Raw genomic sequence first — 19,601 nt, 5'->3', positions numbered from 1 at the left:
AGTCAATATCTCAAATAATTGAAATGAAAAAGCGTAAAAGGATTTATATGAATTATGCCTTAAGTTAGTTAAGGGTTCAAAAACTGTCAATCTTCAGGCATCGATGCTGTGATCATAATGGCTTATATCATCAGTTACTAGGCTGTTTTTAAACTTACTTATCATTGGCTGCGTTATTTTTACATGAGCTTACACTTTGCTATATTTATTTTAGTTAATTTTGCTTAAAAAGGATAAAATGCATTTTAAATAATTACATGTCGGGCACATAAAACTCAACATGTTAGCAATTATTTACATGATATTAAGGTTTTTAGGAGAGGTCCCCATCAATGACGGTATTACCTGAGTCCCAAGACATTATCCGTATTCCGGTAGAGCGCTTAAGTCTGGGGATGTTTGTGGTGGCGATTGATCGCAATGATAGCAAAGTGGCGATTAGTAATGCTGGGCAGATCAAGCATAAAGACGCCATGGTAAAGCTTGCCAAAGCCGGTATTAAAACCGTATGGGTTGATGTTGAGCGTTCAGCTGATGGCTGCGGTTTAAAGAAAAAGCCCAATTCCCCACTGGTAAAAAAGATAACCAACACCCGAGAATATAAACAAACTCAAGCTAAAAAAATCCTCACTGAAGCAAAAACATTAGTGCGTAAAGTCTTGTCTGAAACCTATCAAGGCAAGGCTGTCGAGGTGGCTCCTTTTGAAGATGTTGCCGACAAGATGCTTGAGTCGGTGATGGATGATGCCGATGCACTTAGGTGTGTATCAGCATTAAGAACCAAAGACGCTTATTTGCTTGAGCATTCAGTTAACGTGGCATTTTTGCTAGTGACCTTTGGTAAGCACCTAGGTCTTGATGCCTCACTGCTTAAAGAGCTTGCTGTGGGTGGGATCTTGCATGATATTGGCAAGGTGCAAGTGGATAACAAAATACTCAACAAGCCAGGAAAATTAACGGCAGAAGAGTTTGAACTGATTAAGATGCATCAGGTGTATGCCATCGACATCATGAGTGATACCCAAGAGATATCTCAGGTGAGTAAAGATGTGTGTTTGATGCACCATGAAAAGCTTGATGGCAAAGGTTACCCCAAAGGCCTTAAAGGCGACGAGATCCCGCAACATGGGCGTATGAGTTGTATTGTGGATATTTATGATGCACTTACCGCGACCCGCTGCTACAAAGAAGCCATGAGCCCAGCTGCAGCATTTAAAATTTTAATGAGTTTGACCCCGTTCCATCTTGATCAAACTTTGGTGTACGAATTTATCCGCTGTGTCGGTATTTACCCTGTGGGCTCGTTGGTGCAATTGTCTGATGAACGTGTGGGCATTGTATGGGAGTCAACAGGCAGAGATGCGTTACATCCAGTGGTAAAATGCTTTTATTCACAAAAGCATCAGCGCTATACCGAAGTCACCTTAGTTGATTTACGCAAATGTAACCTCAATATTGACCGCGGTGTATCGCCACGGTCATTAGCTGTGGACCCAAGCCCTTTTTATTAGCCAATACCAATCTCAATACCATGGAGTTGTAGATGAAGTCGCTACTGAGCATTGTTGTGATAATCCTGTCGCTGGCGCTATTAATTCCCGGGGTGACTCAACCCATTTTGACCATCCAAGGCTCCATCGAAAAGTCGGAGTTAGTTGAAGCCGGCGTGACCATGTTTACCGAAAGCTTATCTGAAGATAACCGCAGTAATGCCCGCAGTATGCTGGATATGGCGGTGAGTATGCTCGGGTTTGATAATATTGAAGGAGAGGTAGAGGTTTTTTATAAAACCCGCAGTATTGTTGATACCGTCAATGAGTTATATCAATCCAATAATATTTTAGTTGCAGCATTAGTGGGTTTATTCAGTATCGTTTTTCCGGCGATTAAGTTACTGACTATGTTGATGGTCAATCTGCCAATATTTAAGCCGTTGCAATATGGATTAATGAGATTCATTGGTGCGATTGGAAAGTGGTCAATGGCAGATGTATTTGTGGTGGCGCTAATCATAGTTTATATGGCGGGCAATGCTTCTGCCGGTATGGGCGAACTATTGACAACCACTGCCCACTTTGAAATAGGCTTTTATTATTTTAGTGCTTATTGTGTGTTTTCAATTGCCAGTCATTGGTTAATGGCCAGTAGCGTTAACAAGCGTCATACCAGTAAACCGTCGAGTTAATTGTATAACATAGTAAAAATAGATATTGGCGGCTTACACTGACAGTTCCGATAATAACCTTTCATATTCAGAAAGGTTGTTATCTCATTATTATGTTTCGGCTGCTAAATTCAAAAATCATTAAAGCCTGCGCGATAGTTTGCCTGTGCATTATTGCCATTGTTGCCTCGGTGCAAACAACGGGTTTAACCCGCGCTGTGATTGAGCTACTAGCATTTAGTGGCCTGATTGCACTGGCGTTAGCTAAACCTGATATTCAGCAAGAACAGTCAGAGGTTATTAAGCAGCAGAATAACCAACAAGACCTTTAACAGCATTTCGCGCAGACATTGCCGCAACAGCTACTCAAGTTAATCTCCCGTCAATAAAATATACCCAAGTGATGTACTGCCAATCGCCAGCCATAATATGATCCCCAACATTAACGGTTTTGGCCCATTAGCGCGCATTTTACTGACCGTGATACCAGCGCCAATTAAAAACAAACACACAATAAGCAACTGCTTGGATACGCTAAACAGCACGTTATAAACGGGCTGGCCTTGTGGAATAAAGTAAGCAATAAGAATGGCTAAGCAATAAAAGCCAATAAAATACGGGATAGATATTTTTGATTTATCACCGTCAAAAATTATTGCACTCAATAACGCGATAGGAATGATCCAAAGCGCTCTAGCCAGTTTAATGGTAGTGGCGGTTTTAAGGGCTTCATCACCATAAGCAGAGGCGGCGCCAACCACAGATGAAGTATCGTGAATGGCAATCGCACTCCAAACACCAAAATCATATTGGCTAAGTGATAACGCATGGCCAATGGTGGGAAATAAAAATAATGCAGCAGAGTTGAGTAGGAAAATACATGCCAGTGAAACCGCAATTTGATCGTTCTTAGCATTAATAGCAGGCGCGACTGCGGCTATCGCGCTACCGCCACAAATCGCTGTGCCGCAACTGATTAAATGGCCCGTCTTAACTTCTAATTTCATTAATCGGGTTAAACCAATGCCGAGCATGAGTGTAAAAAAAATAGAGCCGACGATTAAGCCAAGATTATGACTACTGGCAGCAAGCGCTTCAGGTAAATTAATTCCAAAACCTAAACCAACAATTGAATAGGCTAATAACTTTTTAGTGAGCTTATTTAAATCAATGTTATTTGGCACCATGCCAAGGCTGGCAAGTGTAAACCCCATGAGCAAAGCGATAGGAGAAGAGATAAAAGGCGTTAAGCAGATTATGCCTATGGCGATGAATAACCCTAGTTTGAATCGTGCTGAAATAGCTGCTGTCATTGAAAGTAACTCACAATACTGATGACTTATTGTAGCAAGATCAGTGCTTATGGACGATAAAACTCAGACAATTAATGGTGAACATGAGAAGTTTGCGCATGTAAACTCATTTCACCGCGCGATATATCCAGTATTGAATAACGATAAATCGACATGAATGAGCAATTGGCTGATAAATTCTTTGTTATTCATCCACTGTTATAACTCATCATCGTGAATGATAAGTAGGGGTCGCGAAATGTCGTGACTTGGTTATAATTACAACCACTCTTTACGATATTGTTGGTATCGCGCTTATTATGAATAAACCCCACTCCGTTAATGTCAGTGCTCATGCTAGTGTTAGCCCTAGCTCCAGTACCAGCTCGAGTATTAACTCCAGTATTAGCTCCAGTACCAGCTCGAGTATTGGCCAGAATGTGAGTCCTGATATAAAAAGCAGTCACTTTTTACCAGAAAACACCTTATTACTTTCGGCTATAACTGAGGGTGTGTATGGCTTTGACCTTGATGGTAATGCCGTTTTTATCAATCCTGCCGCCGAGAAAATGACTGGCTGGAAAAGTGAAGAACTGATTGGTAATAATATTCATGATTGTCATCACCATAGTCATGCTGATGGTCGCCATTATCCTCGAGAAGATTGCCCGATATATCGTACTTTGCACGATGGGGTGGCAAGACAAGTCAGTGAAGATGTGTTTTGGCGAAAAGACGGCAGCTGTTTTCCGGTGTATTACAGCTCGACTCCGGTATACGACCATGGTGTATTGATTGGGGTTATCGCGATATTTCGTGATGTCAGTATTCAAAAGCATACCGAAAATTCATTACGAGAGGCTCTGGCACAAGTGCAGGCGCTTTCAGAGCGATTAGCATCTGAGAATCAGTATTTACTTACTGAACTTCAAGGTAAGCAGGGGGCTACAGGTTTATCAGGAAGTAGTCAGGCCATTAAGCACCTGACACAACAGATTAGTTTGGTGGCCAATACTGACAGTACGGTGCTTATTTGTGGTGAAAATGGCACAGGTAAAGAGCTGGTGGCCCGTAGTCTACATCAATTAAGTCATCGTAAAGACCAGCCTATGGTCAGCGTTAATTGTGCCGCATTTTCGGCATCGATTTTGGAAAGTGAACTATTTGGTCATGAAAAAGGCGCTTTTACTGGCGCTACAAGTCGCCGCAAAGGCCGTTTTGAGCTGGCACATAACGGCACCTTATTTCTTGATGAAATAGCAGAGCTCAGCCTTGAGGCTCAATCAAAATTATTACGTGTGATTCAAGAGCAAACCTTTGAGCGTGTGGGCAGCAGTGAATCCATTAAGGTCAATATTCGGCTAATCGCAGCAACTCATCATGATCTGCAAGCTAGAGTGGAGCAAGGTTTGTTTCGAATGGATCTCTATTACCGCTTGAATGTATTTCCTATTTTAGTACCGCCACTGCGTGATCGCAGTGAAGATTTAGCTGAATTGGTGAGCGATTTGGTGGGCTCATTAAGCCAAAAGCTGGGTAAGAAAATCACTAAGGTGAGTGCTAAAGGATTCAAAAAGTTACAGCACTATACTTGGCCGGGTAATGTCAGGGAATTACAGAACTTAATTGAACGCGAGATTATTCTCACACAAAACAACACCTTGAATTTTAATAGTCTCAACCTCAACCCGCTAAACACGAGTAAGGTAACAGCGAATAGCGGATTAACTTCGCAAGCAAAGCAGGTGATGACATTATCACAGGCGGAGGCGGCGCATATTGGTGATGTGTTAGCCCAAACCCAATGGCGAATATCTGGAGTTAATGGCGCCGCCAACCTATTAGGCTTACCACCTAGCACGCTTCGATCTCGAATGAAGAAACTGTCTATTACTAGGTAGGGTGCTAGGTAAGGTGCTAGATGAATGAAATAGTGATCATCGTTTGCCTTAAATCGACCATAGTAAAACTGTCATAAGTCACGATATATCATCAATAGGCGATATATCGTGACTTTCTTCATGTGGTGACGGGTTTTTAACTATATTAATCAGTGGTTTAATCATATTTCAGTGTTGGCGTATGTCTTGCTATTCCTAAGAGTATTTTGAATTTAGGAATAAGCATATGTCTGAGCCTGTATCTCGTGCTGTCACTACGGCAAGTCAATCAATCCCAATCGTTAATATTTATGGTAATAAAAGCCACTTAGATAAAATACATGTTCGTGAGCAAAAAGGACTATTTCAACGTATTCGTAAAAGTAGCAATAGCCTGCTGATCATGGTGTTCTTTTTACTGCCATTCATTAATTATCAAGGGCGTCAGGCAATACTGTTTGATGTGACTAAGCAGCAATTCTTCTTTTTTGATGTCACCTTATGGCCACAAGATTTTACCGTTCTGGCATGGGTATTCATGGCCGCGGCCTTTGGCTTATTTTTCATTACCGTTTATTGGGGACGAGTGTGGTGTGGGTTTCTATGTCCGCAAACCGCATGGACGGCGATGTTTATGTGGCTAGAGGCTAAAGTTGAAGGCAATCACCATCATAGGTCAGCTTTAGATAAAGCGCCTTTATCTATTGCTAAAATACGTAAAAGATTCATCAAGCACAGTCTGTGGATGTTAACGGCATTGGTAACAGGTTGTGGTTTCATGGGCTACTTTATGCCTGCAAGAGCACTTTATATCGATATATTTACCTTAAGCAGTGGTTTTTGGACCGGAGTGTGGGTGTGGTTCTTCGCCATATGTACCTATATTAATGCAGGCTGGATGCGCGAAATGATGTGCTTACACTGCTGCCCATATTCACGCTTTCAAGCGGTGATGTTTGACTCTAATACTAAAACAGTAAGCTACGATGCGATGCGTGGGGAAACTCGTGGCCCGCGCAAACGTATCAACAAAAGCGAACAAGCAGTTGTCATTAACAATGCTGAGAAGTCTATAGAATCGGCTCTAGGTGATTGCGTTGATTGCCATCTTTGTGTTGATGTTTGCCCAACAGGCATCGATATCCGTAATGGTTTGCAATATGAGTGTATTAACTGCGGTGCTTGTGTCGATGCGTGTAATCAAACAATGGATAAGTTTGGTTATCAACAAAATCTCATTAGTTTCACTAGCGAAAACGCTTTGAAAGGTGAAGCTAAGCCTTCTATATGGTCAGTTAAAGCAGTGGGGTACGCCAGTGCGTTAATCATTATGTTGTTACTGATTGTGATGGATATATATCAGCGCAGCGATATTCAACTTAATGTGATTCGCGATCGCCAAAGTCTGTACCGTGAAATCAGTGACACGGTGACAGAGAATAGCTATCTATTAAAAATTAGGAATAAAACCCAACAAGCTGCTGTTTACAGGATAAGTGTTATCGCTACTGATGATTCACAATCACAATCACAATCACAATCACAATTTGAGATCCCTAATGACACTTTAGTGATGATTAAGGCTGCCGAGCAGTTAGAGTATCCACTAACGGTGAGGCGCACCGTTATCATCAATCCAAATACAATCGTTAGCCAGAGTTCAGCGTCTATGGATGAAGCAAACAATGCTTCAAAGTCATTTGATCATCTCGAGTTTGTTATTACTGAAGTTACCCCAAAAGGCATGGTGACTTCAGCTCAATTGAATCAAGTATCGCAAGAATCACGTTTTTTTAGGCCCTAGTATCAGCACTGACGTCGGCTGATATAAAAATGGATAATCTACAGTGCTAGCTTATCCATTTTTTCACTAATTTGACCTAGTAAGCAATTGGCGTAGTAATTAATTGACTTAGTTTGGCAGTCAAAATACTATTGCTAAATATAGTTTGACTATCAAACAATAGGCAAGCAATAGGCAAACAAAGGTGGCTTTTGAAATTTTTAAATCAACATCATCATCAATTTAGTTCGTTGCACAATACAGGTGAGAAGCGCACCTTGTATGTGTTGATCTTAACCGTTACCGCTATGGTGGTAGAAATTGTCGCCGGTACGATGTACGGTTCAATGGCATTACTAGCCGATGGTTGGCACATGGGCACACATGCTGCGGCGTTTTATATCACCTTATTTACTTATCGCTATGCTAGAAAACATGCTGGCAGTGATAAATTTTCCTTTGGTACTGGCAAGGTCAGTGTATTAGGTGGTTACACCAGTGCGATAGTGCTTGGGGTAGTGGCGTTATTGATGATGGCAGAGTCGATTCACCGTCTGTTTAACCCGCAAAATATTCAATTTAATGAAGCGATTATGGTGGCCTTTATTGGTTTGGCGGTAAATGTTGTCAGCATGTTCTTGCTTGGCGATCATCATCATGGCCATGATCATTCCCACGGGCATGCTCATTCCGATAGCCACTCACATCATCATTCACATCAGCACTCACATAACCATTCCCGCGATGAAACCGCGCAAGCAGAACATCAGCATGATCACCAACATAAGCCGCATCACGATCACAACTTAAGGGCGGCATATTTACATGTGTTAGCCGATGCATTGACCTCAGTACTGGCTATTGTGGCGCTTATTTTTGGTAAGTTTTATGGCTGGAACTGGCTTGATGCGGTAATGGGTATGGTGGGCGCTGTGGTGATTTGTAAGTGGACCTTAGGGCTATTAAAGCAAACTAGCCCAGTGTTACTGGATGAAAATATTGATCAGCATTATCGTCAGGCGATAACACAAGCATTACAGCCCTTTGCCAGCATCAAAGATATGCATATATGGAAAATCAGTGGCGATCATTACTCGGCGGCTATCATTCTTGAGTCTCATGTTGATAAAAGCATTGCTGAATACAAACAATTATTGGCGAATTTTGATAAAATTAATCATCTCACCCTTGAGGTTCATCCTGTTAAATAATGAAAAATCTACAAAACCTAAATCACTTACTAACTGAATTTTACGACAAGATGGCTTCTTGGGAGCAATCGGTGGTAAAAGAAACCGGCTATTCACTGGCGCAAACCCATACCATTGAAGTGTTGGGCAATCATGGTCCTTTACGCATGAAGGAGTTGGCGCAAAAGCTGGCGATAACCACTGGCACCTTAACTGTTCAGGTGGATAAATTAGTCCAAGCTCAGCTAATTGAACGCTGCGCTCACCCCGATGATAGACGTTCGATAGTGGTGGTGTTAACAGAAGCCGGGCAAGTGATTCATCGCCAGCATAATCAATTACATTTAGATTTAGTGGCTGACTTGAGCCGCAATATCGACCCAGAACATCTACAGGTTTTACAAAGCTGCTTAGCAAAGATGAACCAAGAGTTTTAGGGTTTACTTAACTCTGGCATAGCTCTAAACTCGGTGTGGCTTGAATCTGGCTTAAAGCTTGAGTTTAGTTTTAGTACAAATGCCAGCAATAAAAAAGTCCAAGCTGTATGAATACAGCTTGGACTTTTTTAATGGGCTATTTTTGCTATCTTAAGCGATATAGAGAGTAACAATTAACGCTGATGCATAGCGTAGTCACTGCCATCTTTGGCGGTAAACACTTTGCAGTTACCTTCAGTTGGTAAACAACGTGAATGCAGCATGCTTACCCATTGCTTGTAAGGTGTCGGTAAATTCTTAATCGGCAGTGCCACTTGAATATCTTCAATATGCGCTGGGTCGTTAGCACCCAGTTCACCGTTTCGGTCAAAGCTCACTTCAACATGGGTATCGTTATTTTTTAACACGATAGATGTTGGGTCGCTTTTATGACCAGTTAACGCCACAAATTGACAAGGATTTTGCAATCCACATTGGCTGCCATCTTTCATAAATGCTAGCAGATGAGTGTAGTAAATCACGTAGCTACTTACATCGGCATGAGTCCCGCTAGCCAATGGAAAGTTATTATCTAAAAATATTTTCGCGTTGGTGATTTTATCTGCATTAGTGCTGGTGGCCACAATTTGTTCTTCAATGAAGCTGTTAAGGTCGTGAGCGGCTGTGTTGTGGTTCATAGTAGTCATAATCATAACCTTATCCTCTTCGTTTGATGTCGGCACTTGCTGGTTGTTTTCAGCAATTAATGCCCTGCGTACTGGTTTAACATTTACTGGCTTAAACGGGTTTTGTTAAAACAAACACTGTTTCCCGATTGCTTAATTTGTAGTCTAGTGTATTTTTCACTACAATTTCACAATAAAAATTTTACACTGTGAATTTTACAAAATGCGCAATGATCAAAGCTTGATGAGAAAGTCACATTTCCTTGGCACTAAGATTCGTAATTTACGTAAACGCAATCACCTGACCATGGAAGATTTATCCGCTCGATGTATTCGAGTGGATTCCAGTTCGGCGCCGTCAGTGTCGTACCTTTCGATGATAGAGCGCGGTAAACGTGTCCCCAGTGCAGGAATGCTGGCCGTGATCGCAACCGTGTTTCAAAAAGATGTGGAATGGTTTTTAGATGACATGCCAGAAGAGCAGTCAATCACCCCTGAAAAAGGCCGTCATGGCGGTGTTAGCGGCATGCCGCTTGAGCCTAGTTTCTTGTTTTCAAATGATATATTGCAAATTGCCATTCCAGAAATGTTATCGCAAACAGGTACATCAGGCAGGCAATTTGCCCAGTTACTTATTCGCGCCCATCAAGAGCATCATCAAAATCACTTCCCAGATTTAGAACGAGCCGCTGAAGATATTGGTAAAAAACAACTGCCTCTAGCGGCTGAAGAAATGCTTAATATCGCTAAAAGTATGGGGCTTAAAATCAAGTGGATTGATGAAATCCCCACAGAAGTGATCGATGAAACTGGCGCAAGTTCAGCCCGATTAACCACCTCATTTTTTGAGCCGCCAGCGACGATTTATATTAATAAAGCCCTGAAAGCCAATGTACCGCGATTAAAATATGACTTGGCGGTGCATATTGGCCATTGTGTTTTACACAATAAAGATGGCCTTAAAAGTGTGATGACCTCAGGGCGTCGGGTAGAAATTGATGATGACAGCTCAATGCAATCAAATACCCTTAATGCTCAAGATATTTTGCATGCATGGCGTGATTTTGAATCGAGCTTTTTTGCTGGCGCTTTATTATGTCCCAAGGTGCCATTTAGACAATTACTCGACCGTCATGGCTATGAAATTGCGGTACATAAACAACTGCAAGTGTCAGCATCAGTGGCAATGCGCCGCATGACGGTAGTGTCACCTTATCCACACTGGCATTACTTTGATGCCTATGCGCCAGGAAAGCTAAAAGCGGTTTATCGTGGCAATGGTATTCCACTGCCGTGGGGCAATATGCGCATTGTTGAAGATCCATGTCATCACTGGGCAGTGTTTAGAAAAATTAATGAACCTAGCACTGATGGCACCTCGGCGCAGATCTCGATTTTAAATGTCGGTAACGAGCCGCGAATTTACTGTTGCGAATCAATCAAAGTTGATGATTCTGCAGGCAATCCACATGTGCTATGTGCGGGCATTGATCTCAACCCTGCCATTGAAGCCCAAGGCAAGGATGCAAAATCCATTACCGCCGATTTAAAGAAAGCCTGTGTTGATAATGGCGGTTTGGTGGCCATTCCAAAACACATCAAAGCTGATTTAACCAGTGTGGCTAAAATTCTGAATATCAATTGGATTGAGCGTGGAATTGAAAATGATGCCCGAGTGATTTGCTCCCGCGGCGCCGTGTGTCCACGCCAACCAAGCTGTTATGCAGCTGGTAAAGCCCAATGTGATGGCAGTTAGGTCAGGCTGCAGACAATATTGGTCACTAAAACATCCAAGATGTTAACAATTAAGTCAACTTGCAGTGTTACAAACTTTGTAGTTCTGATATTGTTGTTAACATTATAGTTTTACGGCATTTTTACATCCACTTGCGGTTGAAATATGCTCATTTAACGTTAGTAATAAATTTTTACATCATTCTTCAATACCACTGTACTTTCATATTGATGTTCAGTGTTTGCTGTAAAGGAATACAGTTATGCTCGAGTTTTTACTCATCAATGCCAATACACCCTATGCCATAGCGCTAACCTTGGTGCTCGTACTTGCACTATTAGAAGGGGTGGGTTTAGTCATTGGTTTCAGTATTTCCAGCCTATTAGATCATTTATCCCCTGTTGATTTAGACCTTGATGCTGACTTAACCCTTGCTAACACCGGGCTCACCCCGCTGTTAGGTTGGCTTTGTCTCAATAAGCTACCAATGTTAATTTGGTTAGTGTTATTTTTGACCTGTTTTGCCTTGCTGGGTTACAGCGTTAATTATTTAAGTTACGTCTATGCCAACAGCTTAATCACGCCATTTATTAGTGCGCCCATTGTATTTATATTCAGCCTTTTATGTACATCACTCGTGGGTCATCCCTTAGCAAAAATCCTGCCTAAAAATGAGTCTTTAGCGGTATCTAATGGCAGTTTTAGTGGTCTATCTGCCAAAATTACCGTAGGCACCGCCAAATTAAATAGCCCAGCTGAAGCTGTATTGGTGGATCAATACTCACAAAAGCATTATGTGATGGTGGCGCCAGAATTCGCAGAAGAAAGCTTTAGTCAAAATGAACAGGTCGTATTGTTACGTAAGTCAGGCAGTATTTGGTTAGTCGCCAAACTTGAGCCGTTTTAAGCAATAAGTTTCAACACTGAAATATCAATAATCTTCAAAAATTAAATCATGGATAGAACCATAAATTGTCGTTAAAAAGGAATAGCAATGGACATACTAGATATATCTTCAAACACCAACACCATGTTTATCTTAATCGTAGCGGGTGTGGTTATATTGGCATTTTTTACCATAGGGTTAATGTTTGCCAAATTATACATTCGCGCCTCTAAAGAGATTGCTTTTGTCCGCACCGGTTTCGGTGGTGAGAAAGTCGTAAAAGACGGCGGCACTATTTGCCTACCTGTGTTGCATGAAACCATTCCAGTCAATATGAATACCTTGCGTATTGAAGTTGAAAAAACCCAGAAAGATGCGTTGATCACCAAAGACAGAATGCGGGTGGATGTAAAAGCAGACTTTTATTTACGAGTGGCGCCGAGCAAGGAAGGTATTTCGATGGCTGCGCAAACGCTGGGTACCAGAACCATGCGTGTGGAAGAGCTTAAGAAGCTGATGGAGTCAAAGTTTGTCGATGTACTGCGCGCCGTTGCTGCTGAAATGACCATGACCGAAATGCATGAACAACGAACTGATTTTGTGCAAAAAGTACAACAAAGTGTTGCCAATGACCTAGAGAAAAATGGCCTCGAGCTTGAGTCAGTATCGCTAACAGGCTTTGATCAAACTGATTTGCAGTTCTTTAATGAAAATAATGCCTTTGATGCCGAAGGTCGTGCAAGGCTGGCTAAAATTATTGAAGAAAAGCGTAAAGAAACCAATGATATTGAACAGGAGAATCGCGTAAAAATTCAGCGTAGAAACTTAGAAGCTGAGCGTCAATCTCTAGAAATTAAGCAAGAAGAAGAGGAAGCTCGTCTAAATCAGGAGCAAATTATAGCGTTTAAACGTGCGGATCAAAAAGCTGAAATTGCTAAAACCCGTGAGAGCAATGAGCGTGAAGAACGTGAAGCTGAAATCGCCAAAGAGCACGCCATTGAAACTGCTGAAATTGAAAAATCAAAAGACATTGAAACCCGTCAAATTGATAAGAAAAGGACTCTTGCTCAGGCGCAAATTCAACAACAACGCGACATTGAAGTGTCTGAACAAGATAAGCAAATTGCTGTTGCAGTGAAGTCAGAAGAAGAGTCAGCAGCAAGAGCCAAAGCAGCAGGTGCTGAAAAAGACAAAGTTGAAAAAGAAGAAGCGGTTATTACTGCAAGACAAGTTGCTGAAGCGAACCGTCGTAAAGAAATTGAAGTGATTGATGCTAAGAAAGAAGCAGAACGAGAAGCTGTCGGGGTGACAGTACATGCTGCGGCAGAGAAACAAGCTGCTGAAGATAGAGCCATTGCGATATTAACTGATGCAAGGGCAGATTCAGATTCAAAGAAACTGCGAGCAGAAGCAGATGAAAAAGTGTTTGCTGTAGAAGCTGCTGGTAAACAAGCTTTGTATGAAGCTGAAAACACCTTGAAAGATGAGCAAATTGAGCTGCAAAAAGCCCTCGCGATATTAAAAGTACTGCCTGAAATCGTGGCTAATGCCGTTAAACCTTTAGAAAATATAGATGGTATTAAGATTCTTCAAGGCTACCATGGTGCTGGGCCTGGTAACGATGCTAGCGTAGCAACAGGAACGTCAGGTATGGCGGAGCAAATTACCTCGGCAGCGCTTAATTATCGTGCCAATGCACCACTGGTAGACTCAATGCTGCAAGAGCTTGGGTTGGTAGACTCAAAATCTGGCACGTTAAATGACTTAGTGAGTGGTGAAAACTTCTTAACTGATACAACTCGCAGCGCAATTAAGCAAAGTAATATGCCTCCAGTAACAGCAAATGGTAGTAAAAATTCAGAGGCTTTAGCGCCGAAGGCTAATTAACTGTACTAGCTCAGACTTGGGCTAGCATCTAAACCTAAAAAAGAGGATTAATAATCCTCTTTTTTGTTTTCTCTTGAGTATATTGAACACTGAAATTACAGCAAATTATTTAGCTTCCAGCTTTGCCAGCTTCTAAAATTGGCATTCCCGCTTCGGTAGGAATATAAATCCGCTCGCCACTGCCGTCTTGTAAGCCTTTTATCCAGATATAACGTAAGTAAGCTTCATTATCTTTTAATGATTCACCAATGATCTTGTTGGCTTCTGCTGCAGCCTTGGCAAGTTCGATATCAGCTGCGCCCTCAGATTTTGCTCGAACAATTAGCGCCTTACCTTCTGCTTCGGCAAGTGTGACTCTCGCTTTAGCTTGCATTAAAGCTGCTTGTTCTCTGGCTTTGGATTCTTCAATAAGGATCTGTTTTGACCATTAGGCTTCTTTTAACGCTGCCTGTCCATTGAGTTCCATTTTGTAGACGTTGTATTTTGGCCAAGCCCACAAGGCTAAGATCAATATGATGACCCCTGTGAAGGTCATAAATACTAGAGTTCCTAATGCGATAGCTTGTTTATTCTGGTACATGTTCTATGTGTCCTTACTTTTATTATTGTTATGAAGAGTAATCAACTGGCAACTGAGCCGTACTCATCTAAAATAGCTTTTTATATTATTCCATTATAATTCAGTATTTTGTTGGTAGTTAGCTTAGCGTAATAGATAATAGAAAGTGAAGATCTACCGCAAATTTTGTTTGGGATGAGCTTGTTGTAATAGTCTGGTTTGTGAGCGTTTTATTTAACTGTTAATTTTTGAGCTGGCTAACGTTTCATGGTGGCATAGAGCGTAGAGTTAACTGATTAGGAATAAAACCATTATTAGAGCTTAACAAAGTAAAAGGTTTCCGCTACGAAATATATAATTAGCAGCTACAATTAAATTTAATAACACGTATGTTATGCGGAATAAAAATAAATTTAAAGGACTAAATTTTATCAATAATATAGCAAGAATTACCGCACTTTTTGTTTGTTTTCTTATCTCACTTGCCGTTGGTACGGTAAGTGCTAGCCCTTATGTTACGTTAGATGAACGCGATAAAATTGAAATTGTTGAGGAAAATCTCTGGTATAAAACTTCGCCCCTGATTTCAGATCCTCGATTTACCGATCTAGTGCTCTTATATGCCGATGCCAAGCAAGTGACTTCTACCTTGGGAGGAAACGGGGCTTTTGTGGCAAGGATACCACTAGCCAATAGTCGTGATATTCAGCACACTCGGTTTGTGAATTTATATACAAATTACTTAGACATAGGGACTGCATATTGGCAGTCAGAGCAAGGTGAAGTTGTTGCTTTAGCAAGCTTTGGGCAAATAACTGGTACAAACCCTAAATTAGCTCATTCACAAACCTTCTCACTGATGTTGAGTCAACAAGAGCGTGGTGTACTGTGGATTTTTATACAAGCCAAAAAATTCGCCACACCGGTAGACGTTAATATTTATAGTAAAGCGGCTTTCTATAACAAACAATTTATTACCAATAGCATTAATACTATGGCTTTCTCGGTGATGATTACACTCGCTTTAATTGCATGTTTTATCTATTTCAGAACCCGATATTTAGTGACCTTAGCCTGCGCCGGATATGTTGGTTTTCATGGTTTAGGTTGGCTTGTTGCCTCTGGAAGTTTCGGGCAGCTGTTTAGTGTCAGCGCTTTTAACCCTGTTTATATTGGCATCATGATATTTCCGTTTGCTATCGCTTCTGCAAGTCAATTTACTAAGCTACTGTTTAATTGCCCTCAGGAGCATAGTAAATTCGCAAAGCTATTTAATTTATTATCAATAGTCAGCGTTACTCTTGGCTTATTGATGCCTTTTCTATCCTTTAATAACAGCTTCTTAATATCCCATATTATTGCAGCTGTATGGATCCCAATAAGTATCGGGACAGGCATCTTTATGCTCACCACTTTGGATTTTAAAGCCAAATATTATTTAATAGGTAACCTGTTATATGGCTTGTCTCTGTTTGCTTATGTTTTATCTCATGCCCTAAAACTTGATTGGAATATCTCTACAGAATTGATTGTGCAAGTTGCATTAACAATTGATTGTATTTGTATTTTGTTATCATTGACTGAATGGTTGCAAATAAAACAGAAGGACTATCATCGCAGTTATACTATTTCTCGGATAGACCCATTAACAAAAATAGGCAATCGCTATGCTCAAAATGAAAAGCTCGCCAAGCTAACTGGGGGCTATTGTCTAACATTTATTGATCTTGATGGTTTTAAAGAGATTAACGATACATTTGGCCATGATGAAGGCGATAAATTATTAATTTCCACAGTCGATCTTATTCAACAAAAACTTCAAGGTTTGGGAACTATTTTCAGATCTGGAGGTGATGAGTTTATTTTGGTGGCTGAAATTACAAATCTTCAACAAACAGCTTCAGTGATTTCGCAATTGTCAGTAGCACTGCTCAAAACAGAGCAGGAATTACAGCGAACTAGGTGGAAGAATATAGGTTTAAGTTTTGGTATTGCCACAAGCTTTGAAACAGCAAATCAATCAGAGTGCTTATCACTAGCGGATCAACGAATGTATAAACACAAACAGGAAAAGAAAAAAGATAAGCCACTAATACCCAACATTACTATTAGCCAGTGCTAGTATCGTTAATGCAGAATCTAGCGACAAAATCTTAGTGGTCATTAGGCTTAAACATTGAGTCCAATAATGACATAAACCACAGCGCTAATTGCTGCTGCAATAGCGGCTTAGTTTCTGTATCGAATGGGCAATCATCTTTAAAGTGTTCAATTAAGGCGTGTATTTGTAGCTCATGCCACTCGGGATGAAACTGCAGCCCTAATTGACGCTGGTGGCGAAAGGCTTGCTGGTGACATAGTACTGAACTGGCTTCAATACTGACTTGTTTCATAGGCTTGTTTTTTTGGGCTTGCTGATTAAAATCAAACCCATAAAAATGCCATTGAGGCACCATTAGTGTTTCAGCGACTAATCCGTTTGATAACAGCTTAACCTCATGCCAGCCGAGTTCGGGCTGTTCTAATTTATACAGGCTGGCTCCCAGGGCTGTGGCTAATAGTTGCGCCCCTAAGCAAATGGCTAAAATCGGCATATCAATGTCGATAGCATCCTTTATTAATTCAAGCTCGGCCTGCATCCACGCCGAGTTGTCTGCCACATCCGTAGGCCCACCGAGAATGATAATACCATCAAAGCTACTTAGTTTAGGCAGCGCGCCTAAAGGCGCCATAAAACAGGTTAGCTGATGGCCGTGACTGTCACACCAGTCTTGTATTCGTCCAGGACCTTCGGCAGGGTGATGCTGGATCACTGCCAGTGATAATACCGCCATTATTGTAATTCTCTGGTTTCTAGATAAATTTCAATGACACTTGCTGCCGATAAGTCATGATTATAGTTTTGTTTTCCTAATGCTTCAGTTATTGCTGTCGTTGAAGGGTGAATTGATTCGGTTAATCCTGATTCAGTTAGTTCTGATTCAATTGGCACTGATAACTGTGACATTTTAGATAAATCGTAGTTAAGCACTCTTAATAAATGATCTGCTTCCGGTCTATTACCTAGTCGTTTAATCAAAAATTGATTGGGACTGTTTGGTGATACTGCAATTTTCTGATATTGCGCCGAGGCTGATTTGGGCTGTTCTTTTTCCATGTTTAAGGTAGAAAATAATAATACCTTATCAATGATAATTTTTTGGGCGGTGAACTGACTGTTGCCACCTCGCTCAAAATGTCCTTCAACGACCTCAATGTGTAATCGCGGTAATTCATCTGACATTTTAGGGTGTAAGGTCATTAAATCAAAAGGCTTAGGGACGATAGTCCAGAGTTGTTGTGGGCTCGATGATTGTTGTTGAAGTTGTTGTCTAACCGAGTTTTCAACTTTCTCATTGGCAAAGTGAAATTGCATGATCATTTGTACATTGTGGGGTTGATGGTACATAGGTAAATGTGAGGCAAATAAACCATCTTTCCCACCAAACAACGTCATGCCATGCACACCATAATGGTTTGATGGTTTCTCAACGGCTTGAACGGAGGTAAATATATTGAAAAAGAGGGTAAATATTATCAAGGTATAAGCGGGATTGAACATGGTGGCTCCTATCTGTCTTAGTCAGATGGGGCCGTCCCCGAAAGTGTTCATATGTTTATTTTCAAGCTATCTCAGTGCTTACAATACTGTCATTGTTGCATTCTATTTAGCTGATAAGAATACGAATCAAGGTCGTCCTCGAACAATCACTTTACTACAAGTTTAAGATAATGCGTACTAGCAATATTCGAATTCACTGAAACGATATTGTTTTATGGTCCATTTTCAGATTTACCATCCCACATTAACTTGCCGCAATCAGTGAGGTCATAGCCGCCAAGGGTAGCGGCGAGTTGAATTGACTTTGGCTCTTGAAACATACTTAAAAGTTGTTGTAATTGGCGCCTAAAATAGATGCCTTGTGGCATAACAAAGTCAAAAGATTCAGTTAAGACAGGAACAAAGCTTAAACCACTTTCAAAGGCCACTGACTGACAACCAAAGCCAATATCACCATTATGGCGAGCGATATAACCTGCCAGTTCCCGTTCACTTTGGGCTACGATGGTCGAATTAACCTCTTCAAAGTTGATGTCTTTTTTGGCAAGCCATTGTTCAAGGTGTTGCTGACTGCCCGAGCCCGATTGACGAGCTATCCAGCGCCAAGATTGTAAAGATGAACTTGTGGAATCATCAGCTAGCATTTCGTATTTAAGATGCGTTTCTGGACGCATCATTAAGCCTTGTTTACGGTTAAAGCCATGAACCATCAGCCATTGTTGATGGTTTGGGTATTTTTTTAATAACTCAAGGTGGGATTCATTACTGTCTTCCAATTTGCCCCAATGCAGAGCACACACATCGGCATAGCCACGGGATAATATATCTAAACCCAAGCTCGAGCCAGTAGAGCTATAGCTAACAAGTTCACTGGTGCCAACTTGTGACATCACTTTTGCGACCAACATCGATAATAAAGGGTCGTCACTACCGGTTATATGCATTCGATCCGAAAGCATTCCGCTATGACAAGACTCCATAATCCATCTATCGATCAGTATTTTGGGGAATAACCATTTTCCGGTGACTTTTGTCGCCGGTAAAATACGGTCGTTGGCCATGGAGTAAACTTTCTTTTCGTTGAGAGAAAGGTATTCAGAAACTTGCTTTACACTCATGTAGGTCAGTTCGGCCGACTCTGTCATTGTTCATCCTTGTGGAGCTTCATTTACTTATTATCCGGTTAAGGGGCACACTAATACTGGTTAGTGTTTACGTTAAATAATCCCATATAGTGAATCATTGCATAGCAATATGGATCGCTGGCACTGTCTAAACTGAAAATGAGCCATTGGTCACACTCTAGATGAGATTGTACGTATCTTATGTGTGCCAGGAGTTTCTACGGCGCTGATAAATTACTTTTAACGCAGAAAAAATCAATATCGGTATTTCCACTATATTGAATTTGATGCTTTATTAGCAAAAAATCTGCCCCCTTTTGTCCCACTGCTTTTTTGGTTAAATGTTTACTGTGAGACAAATTGTCCTTCATTAGTAAAACCTTTTACCCATTAGTTCC

18 protein-coding genes are annotated in these 19,601 nt (G+C 41.1%); 12 read left to right on the top strand and 6 right to left on the bottom strand.

The features are described from left to right. The first annotated feature begins 332 nt into the window (after positions 1–332). From BCU57_RS20305 to BCU57_RS20295, 3 genes are all read left to right on the top strand, one after another. Entirely contained in the window at positions 333–1,511 is a 1,179-nt protein-coding gene (locus BCU57_RS20305; RefSeq protein ID WP_102439348.1) for an HD-GYP domain-containing protein, read from the top strand. A 32-nt stretch (positions 1,512–1,543) separates the two neighbouring features. After that, a complete protein-coding gene (locus tag BCU57_RS20300) occupies positions 1,544–2,185 on the top strand; it encodes a paraquat-inducible protein A (RefSeq protein ID WP_102439349.1) in 642 nt (213 codons plus the stop codon). Positions 2,186–2,277: 92 nt separating this feature from the next. Beyond that, on the top strand, positions 2,278–2,496 hold the full coding sequence (locus BCU57_RS20295) for a hypothetical protein (protein WP_102439350.1): 219 nt from the start codon (positions 2,278–2,280) through the stop codon (positions 2,494–2,496). 39 nt (positions 2,497–2,535) lie between these two features. On the opposite strand, the gene BCU57_RS20290 is transcribed toward BCU57_RS20295, so the two are convergent. Then, complete coding sequence (locus BCU57_RS20290; protein ID WP_413211476.1) at positions 2,536–3,420, bottom strand: YeiH family protein; 885 nt, start codon at positions 3,418–3,420, stop codon at positions 2,536–2,538. Here BCU57_RS20290 and BCU57_RS20285 point away from each other — a divergent pair. The 5 genes from BCU57_RS20285 to BCU57_RS20265 all read left to right on the top strand — a co-directional run bounded on the left by BCU57_RS20285 (position 3,377) and on the right by BCU57_RS20265 (position 8,746). Further along, on the top strand, positions 3,377–3,499 hold the full coding sequence (locus tag BCU57_RS20285) for a hypothetical protein (protein ID WP_277869096.1): 123 nt from the start codon (positions 3,377–3,379) through the stop codon (positions 3,497–3,499). The two genes, BCU57_RS20290 and BCU57_RS20285, sit on opposite strands and share 44 nt — an antisense overlap. A gap of 277 nt (positions 3,500–3,776) precedes the next feature. Further along, positions 3,777–5,357 carry a sigma-54 interaction domain-containing protein gene (locus BCU57_RS20280; protein WP_102439352.1) on the top strand — a complete coding sequence of 527 codons (1,581 nt, stop codon included), beginning with the start codon at positions 3,777–3,779 and terminating at the stop codon, positions 5,355–5,357. 226 nt (positions 5,358–5,583) lie between these two features. After that, positions 5,584–7,140 carry a cytochrome c oxidase accessory protein CcoG gene (ccoG, locus tag BCU57_RS20275; protein WP_102439353.1) on the top strand — a complete coding sequence of 519 codons (1,557 nt, stop codon included), beginning with the start codon at positions 5,584–5,586 and terminating at the stop codon, positions 7,138–7,140. 191 nt (positions 7,141–7,331) lie between these two features. Further along, positions 7,332–8,330 (top strand): CDF family Co(II)/Ni(II) efflux transporter DmeF, encoded by a 999-nt coding sequence (dmeF, locus tag BCU57_RS20270; RefSeq protein WP_102439354.1) that lies wholly within the window; start codon positions 7,332–7,334, stop codon positions 8,328–8,330. After that, positions 8,330–8,746, top strand: coding sequence for a MarR family winged helix-turn-helix transcriptional regulator (locus BCU57_RS20265; protein WP_102439355.1), 417 nt, complete (start codon positions 8,330–8,332; stop codon positions 8,744–8,746). The genes dmeF and BCU57_RS20265 overlap by 1 nt, the downstream gene beginning before the upstream one ends. Positions 8,747–8,919: 173 nt before the next feature. Here the strand turns inward: BCU57_RS20265 and BCU57_RS20260 are convergent, their stop codons facing one another. Further along, a complete protein-coding gene (locus BCU57_RS20260; protein ID WP_241901072.1) occupies positions 8,920–9,432 on the bottom strand; it encodes a malate synthase in 513 nt (170 codons plus the stop codon). Between the two features lie 202 nt (positions 9,433–9,634). Here BCU57_RS20260 and BCU57_RS20255 point away from each other — a divergent pair, with 202 nt between their 5' ends. The 3 genes from BCU57_RS20255 (at position 9,635) to BCU57_RS20245 (ending at position 13,919) form a co-directional block, all read left to right on the top strand. Then, entirely contained in the window at positions 9,635–11,167 is a 1,533-nt protein-coding gene (locus BCU57_RS20255) for a DUF3612 domain-containing protein (protein ID WP_102439357.1), read from the top strand. Positions 11,168–11,408: 241 nt separating this feature from the next. Next, the gene (locus tag BCU57_RS20250; RefSeq protein ID WP_102439358.1) at positions 11,409–12,053 is read left to right on the top strand and encodes an OB-fold-containig protein; all 645 of its coding nucleotides are present in this window, start codon (positions 11,409–11,411) and stop codon (positions 12,051–12,053) included. Positions 12,054–12,140: 87 nt separating this feature from the next. Beyond that, positions 12,141–13,919, top strand: coding sequence for a flotillin family protein (locus BCU57_RS20245; protein WP_102439359.1), 1,779 nt, complete (start codon positions 12,141–12,143; stop codon positions 13,917–13,919). A 109-nt stretch (positions 13,920–14,028) separates the two neighbouring features. Here BCU57_RS20245 and BCU57_RS20240 read toward each other — a convergent pair whose 3' ends face one another. Continuing rightward, on the bottom strand, positions 14,029–14,292 hold the full coding sequence (locus BCU57_RS20240) for a hypothetical protein (RefSeq protein WP_241903538.1): 264 nt from the start codon (positions 14,290–14,292) through the stop codon (positions 14,029–14,031). Between the two features lie 580 nt (positions 14,293–14,872). Here BCU57_RS20240 and BCU57_RS20235 point away from each other — a divergent pair. Further along, positions 14,873–16,600 (top strand): diguanylate cyclase, encoded by a 1,728-nt coding sequence (locus BCU57_RS20235; RefSeq protein WP_102439360.1) that lies wholly within the window; start codon positions 14,873–14,875, stop codon positions 16,598–16,600. Between the two features lie 31 nt (positions 16,601–16,631). Here the strand turns inward: BCU57_RS20235 and BCU57_RS20230 are convergent, their stop codons facing one another. From BCU57_RS20230 to BCU57_RS20220, 3 genes are all read right to left on the bottom strand, one after another. Next, positions 16,632–17,312, bottom strand: coding sequence for a type 1 glutamine amidotransferase (locus tag BCU57_RS20230; RefSeq protein ID WP_102439361.1), 681 nt, complete (start codon positions 17,310–17,312; stop codon positions 16,632–16,634). Continuing rightward, a complete protein-coding gene (locus BCU57_RS20225; protein ID WP_102439362.1) occupies positions 17,312–18,079 on the bottom strand; it encodes a hypothetical protein in 768 nt (255 codons plus the stop codon). Before BCU57_RS20225 ends, BCU57_RS20230 begins: the two co-directional genes overlap by 1 nt. A 212-nt stretch (positions 18,080–18,291) precedes the next feature. Then, positions 18,292–19,224 (bottom strand): helix-turn-helix transcriptional regulator, encoded by a 933-nt coding sequence (locus BCU57_RS20220; protein ID WP_102439363.1) that lies wholly within the window; start codon positions 19,222–19,224, stop codon positions 18,292–18,294. Positions 19,225–19,601 lie beyond the last annotated feature (377 nt).

The sequence above is a fragment of the Shewanella sp. 10N.286.48.B5 genome, assembly GCF_002874355.2.
Classification (GTDB): Bacteria; Pseudomonadota; Gammaproteobacteria; order Enterobacterales; family Shewanellaceae; genus Shewanella.
The sequence above is the reverse complement of the archived record's forward strand: the minus strand, read 5'-3'. Positions and strand labels throughout refer to the sequence as shown.

Bases quoted from the DNA above. Each gene is read 5' to 3' on its own strand.
- BCU57_RS20305 (WP_102439348.1), top strand. From the start codon at position 333: ATGACGGTATTACCTGAGTCCCAAGACATTATCCGTATTCCGGTAGAG.
- BCU57_RS20300 (WP_102439349.1), top strand. From the start codon at position 1,544: ATGAAGTCGCTACTGAGCATTGTTGTGATAATCCTGTCGCTGGCGCTA.
- BCU57_RS20295 (WP_102439350.1), top strand. From the start codon at position 2,278: ATGTTTCGGCTGCTAAATTCAAAAATCATTAAAGCCTGCGCGATAGTT.
- BCU57_RS20285 (WP_277869096.1), top strand. From the start codon at position 3,377: ATGAGCAAAGCGATAGGAGAAGAGATAAAAGGCGTTAAGCAGATTATG.
- BCU57_RS20280 (WP_102439352.1), top strand. From the start codon at position 3,777: ATGAATAAACCCCACTCCGTTAATGTCAGTGCTCATGCTAGTGTTAGC.
- ccoG (WP_102439353.1), top strand. From the start codon at position 5,584: ATGTCTGAGCCTGTATCTCGTGCTGTCACTACGGCAAGTCAATCAATC.
- BCU57_RS20265 (WP_102439355.1), top strand. From the start codon at position 8,330: ATGAAAAATCTACAAAACCTAAATCACTTACTAACTGAATTTTACGAC.
- BCU57_RS20260 (WP_241901072.1), bottom strand. From the start codon at position 9,432: ATGACTACTATGAACCACAACACAGCCGCTCACGACCTTAACAGCTTC.
- BCU57_RS20255 (WP_102439357.1), top strand. From the start codon at position 9,635: ATGCGCAATGATCAAAGCTTGATGAGAAAGTCACATTTCCTTGGCACT.
- BCU57_RS20250 (WP_102439358.1), top strand. From the start codon at position 11,409: ATGCTCGAGTTTTTACTCATCAATGCCAATACACCCTATGCCATAGCG.
- BCU57_RS20245 (WP_102439359.1), top strand. From the start codon at position 12,141: ATGGACATACTAGATATATCTTCAAACACCAACACCATGTTTATCTTA.
- BCU57_RS20240 (WP_241903538.1), bottom strand. From the start codon at position 14,292: ATGCAAGCTAAAGCGAGAGTCACACTTGCCGAAGCAGAAGGTAAGGCG.
- BCU57_RS20235 (WP_102439360.1), top strand. From the start codon at position 14,873: ATGCGGAATAAAAATAAATTTAAAGGACTAAATTTTATCAATAATATA.
- BCU57_RS20230 (WP_102439361.1), bottom strand. From the start codon at position 17,312: ATGGCGGTATTATCACTGGCAGTGATCCAGCATCACCCTGCCGAAGGT.
- BCU57_RS20225 (WP_102439362.1), bottom strand. From the start codon at position 18,079: ATGTTCAATCCCGCTTATACCTTGATAATATTTACCCTCTTTTTCAAT.
- BCU57_RS20220 (WP_102439363.1), bottom strand. From the start codon at position 19,224: ATGACAGAGTCGGCCGAACTGACCTACATGAGTGTAAAGCAAGTTTCT.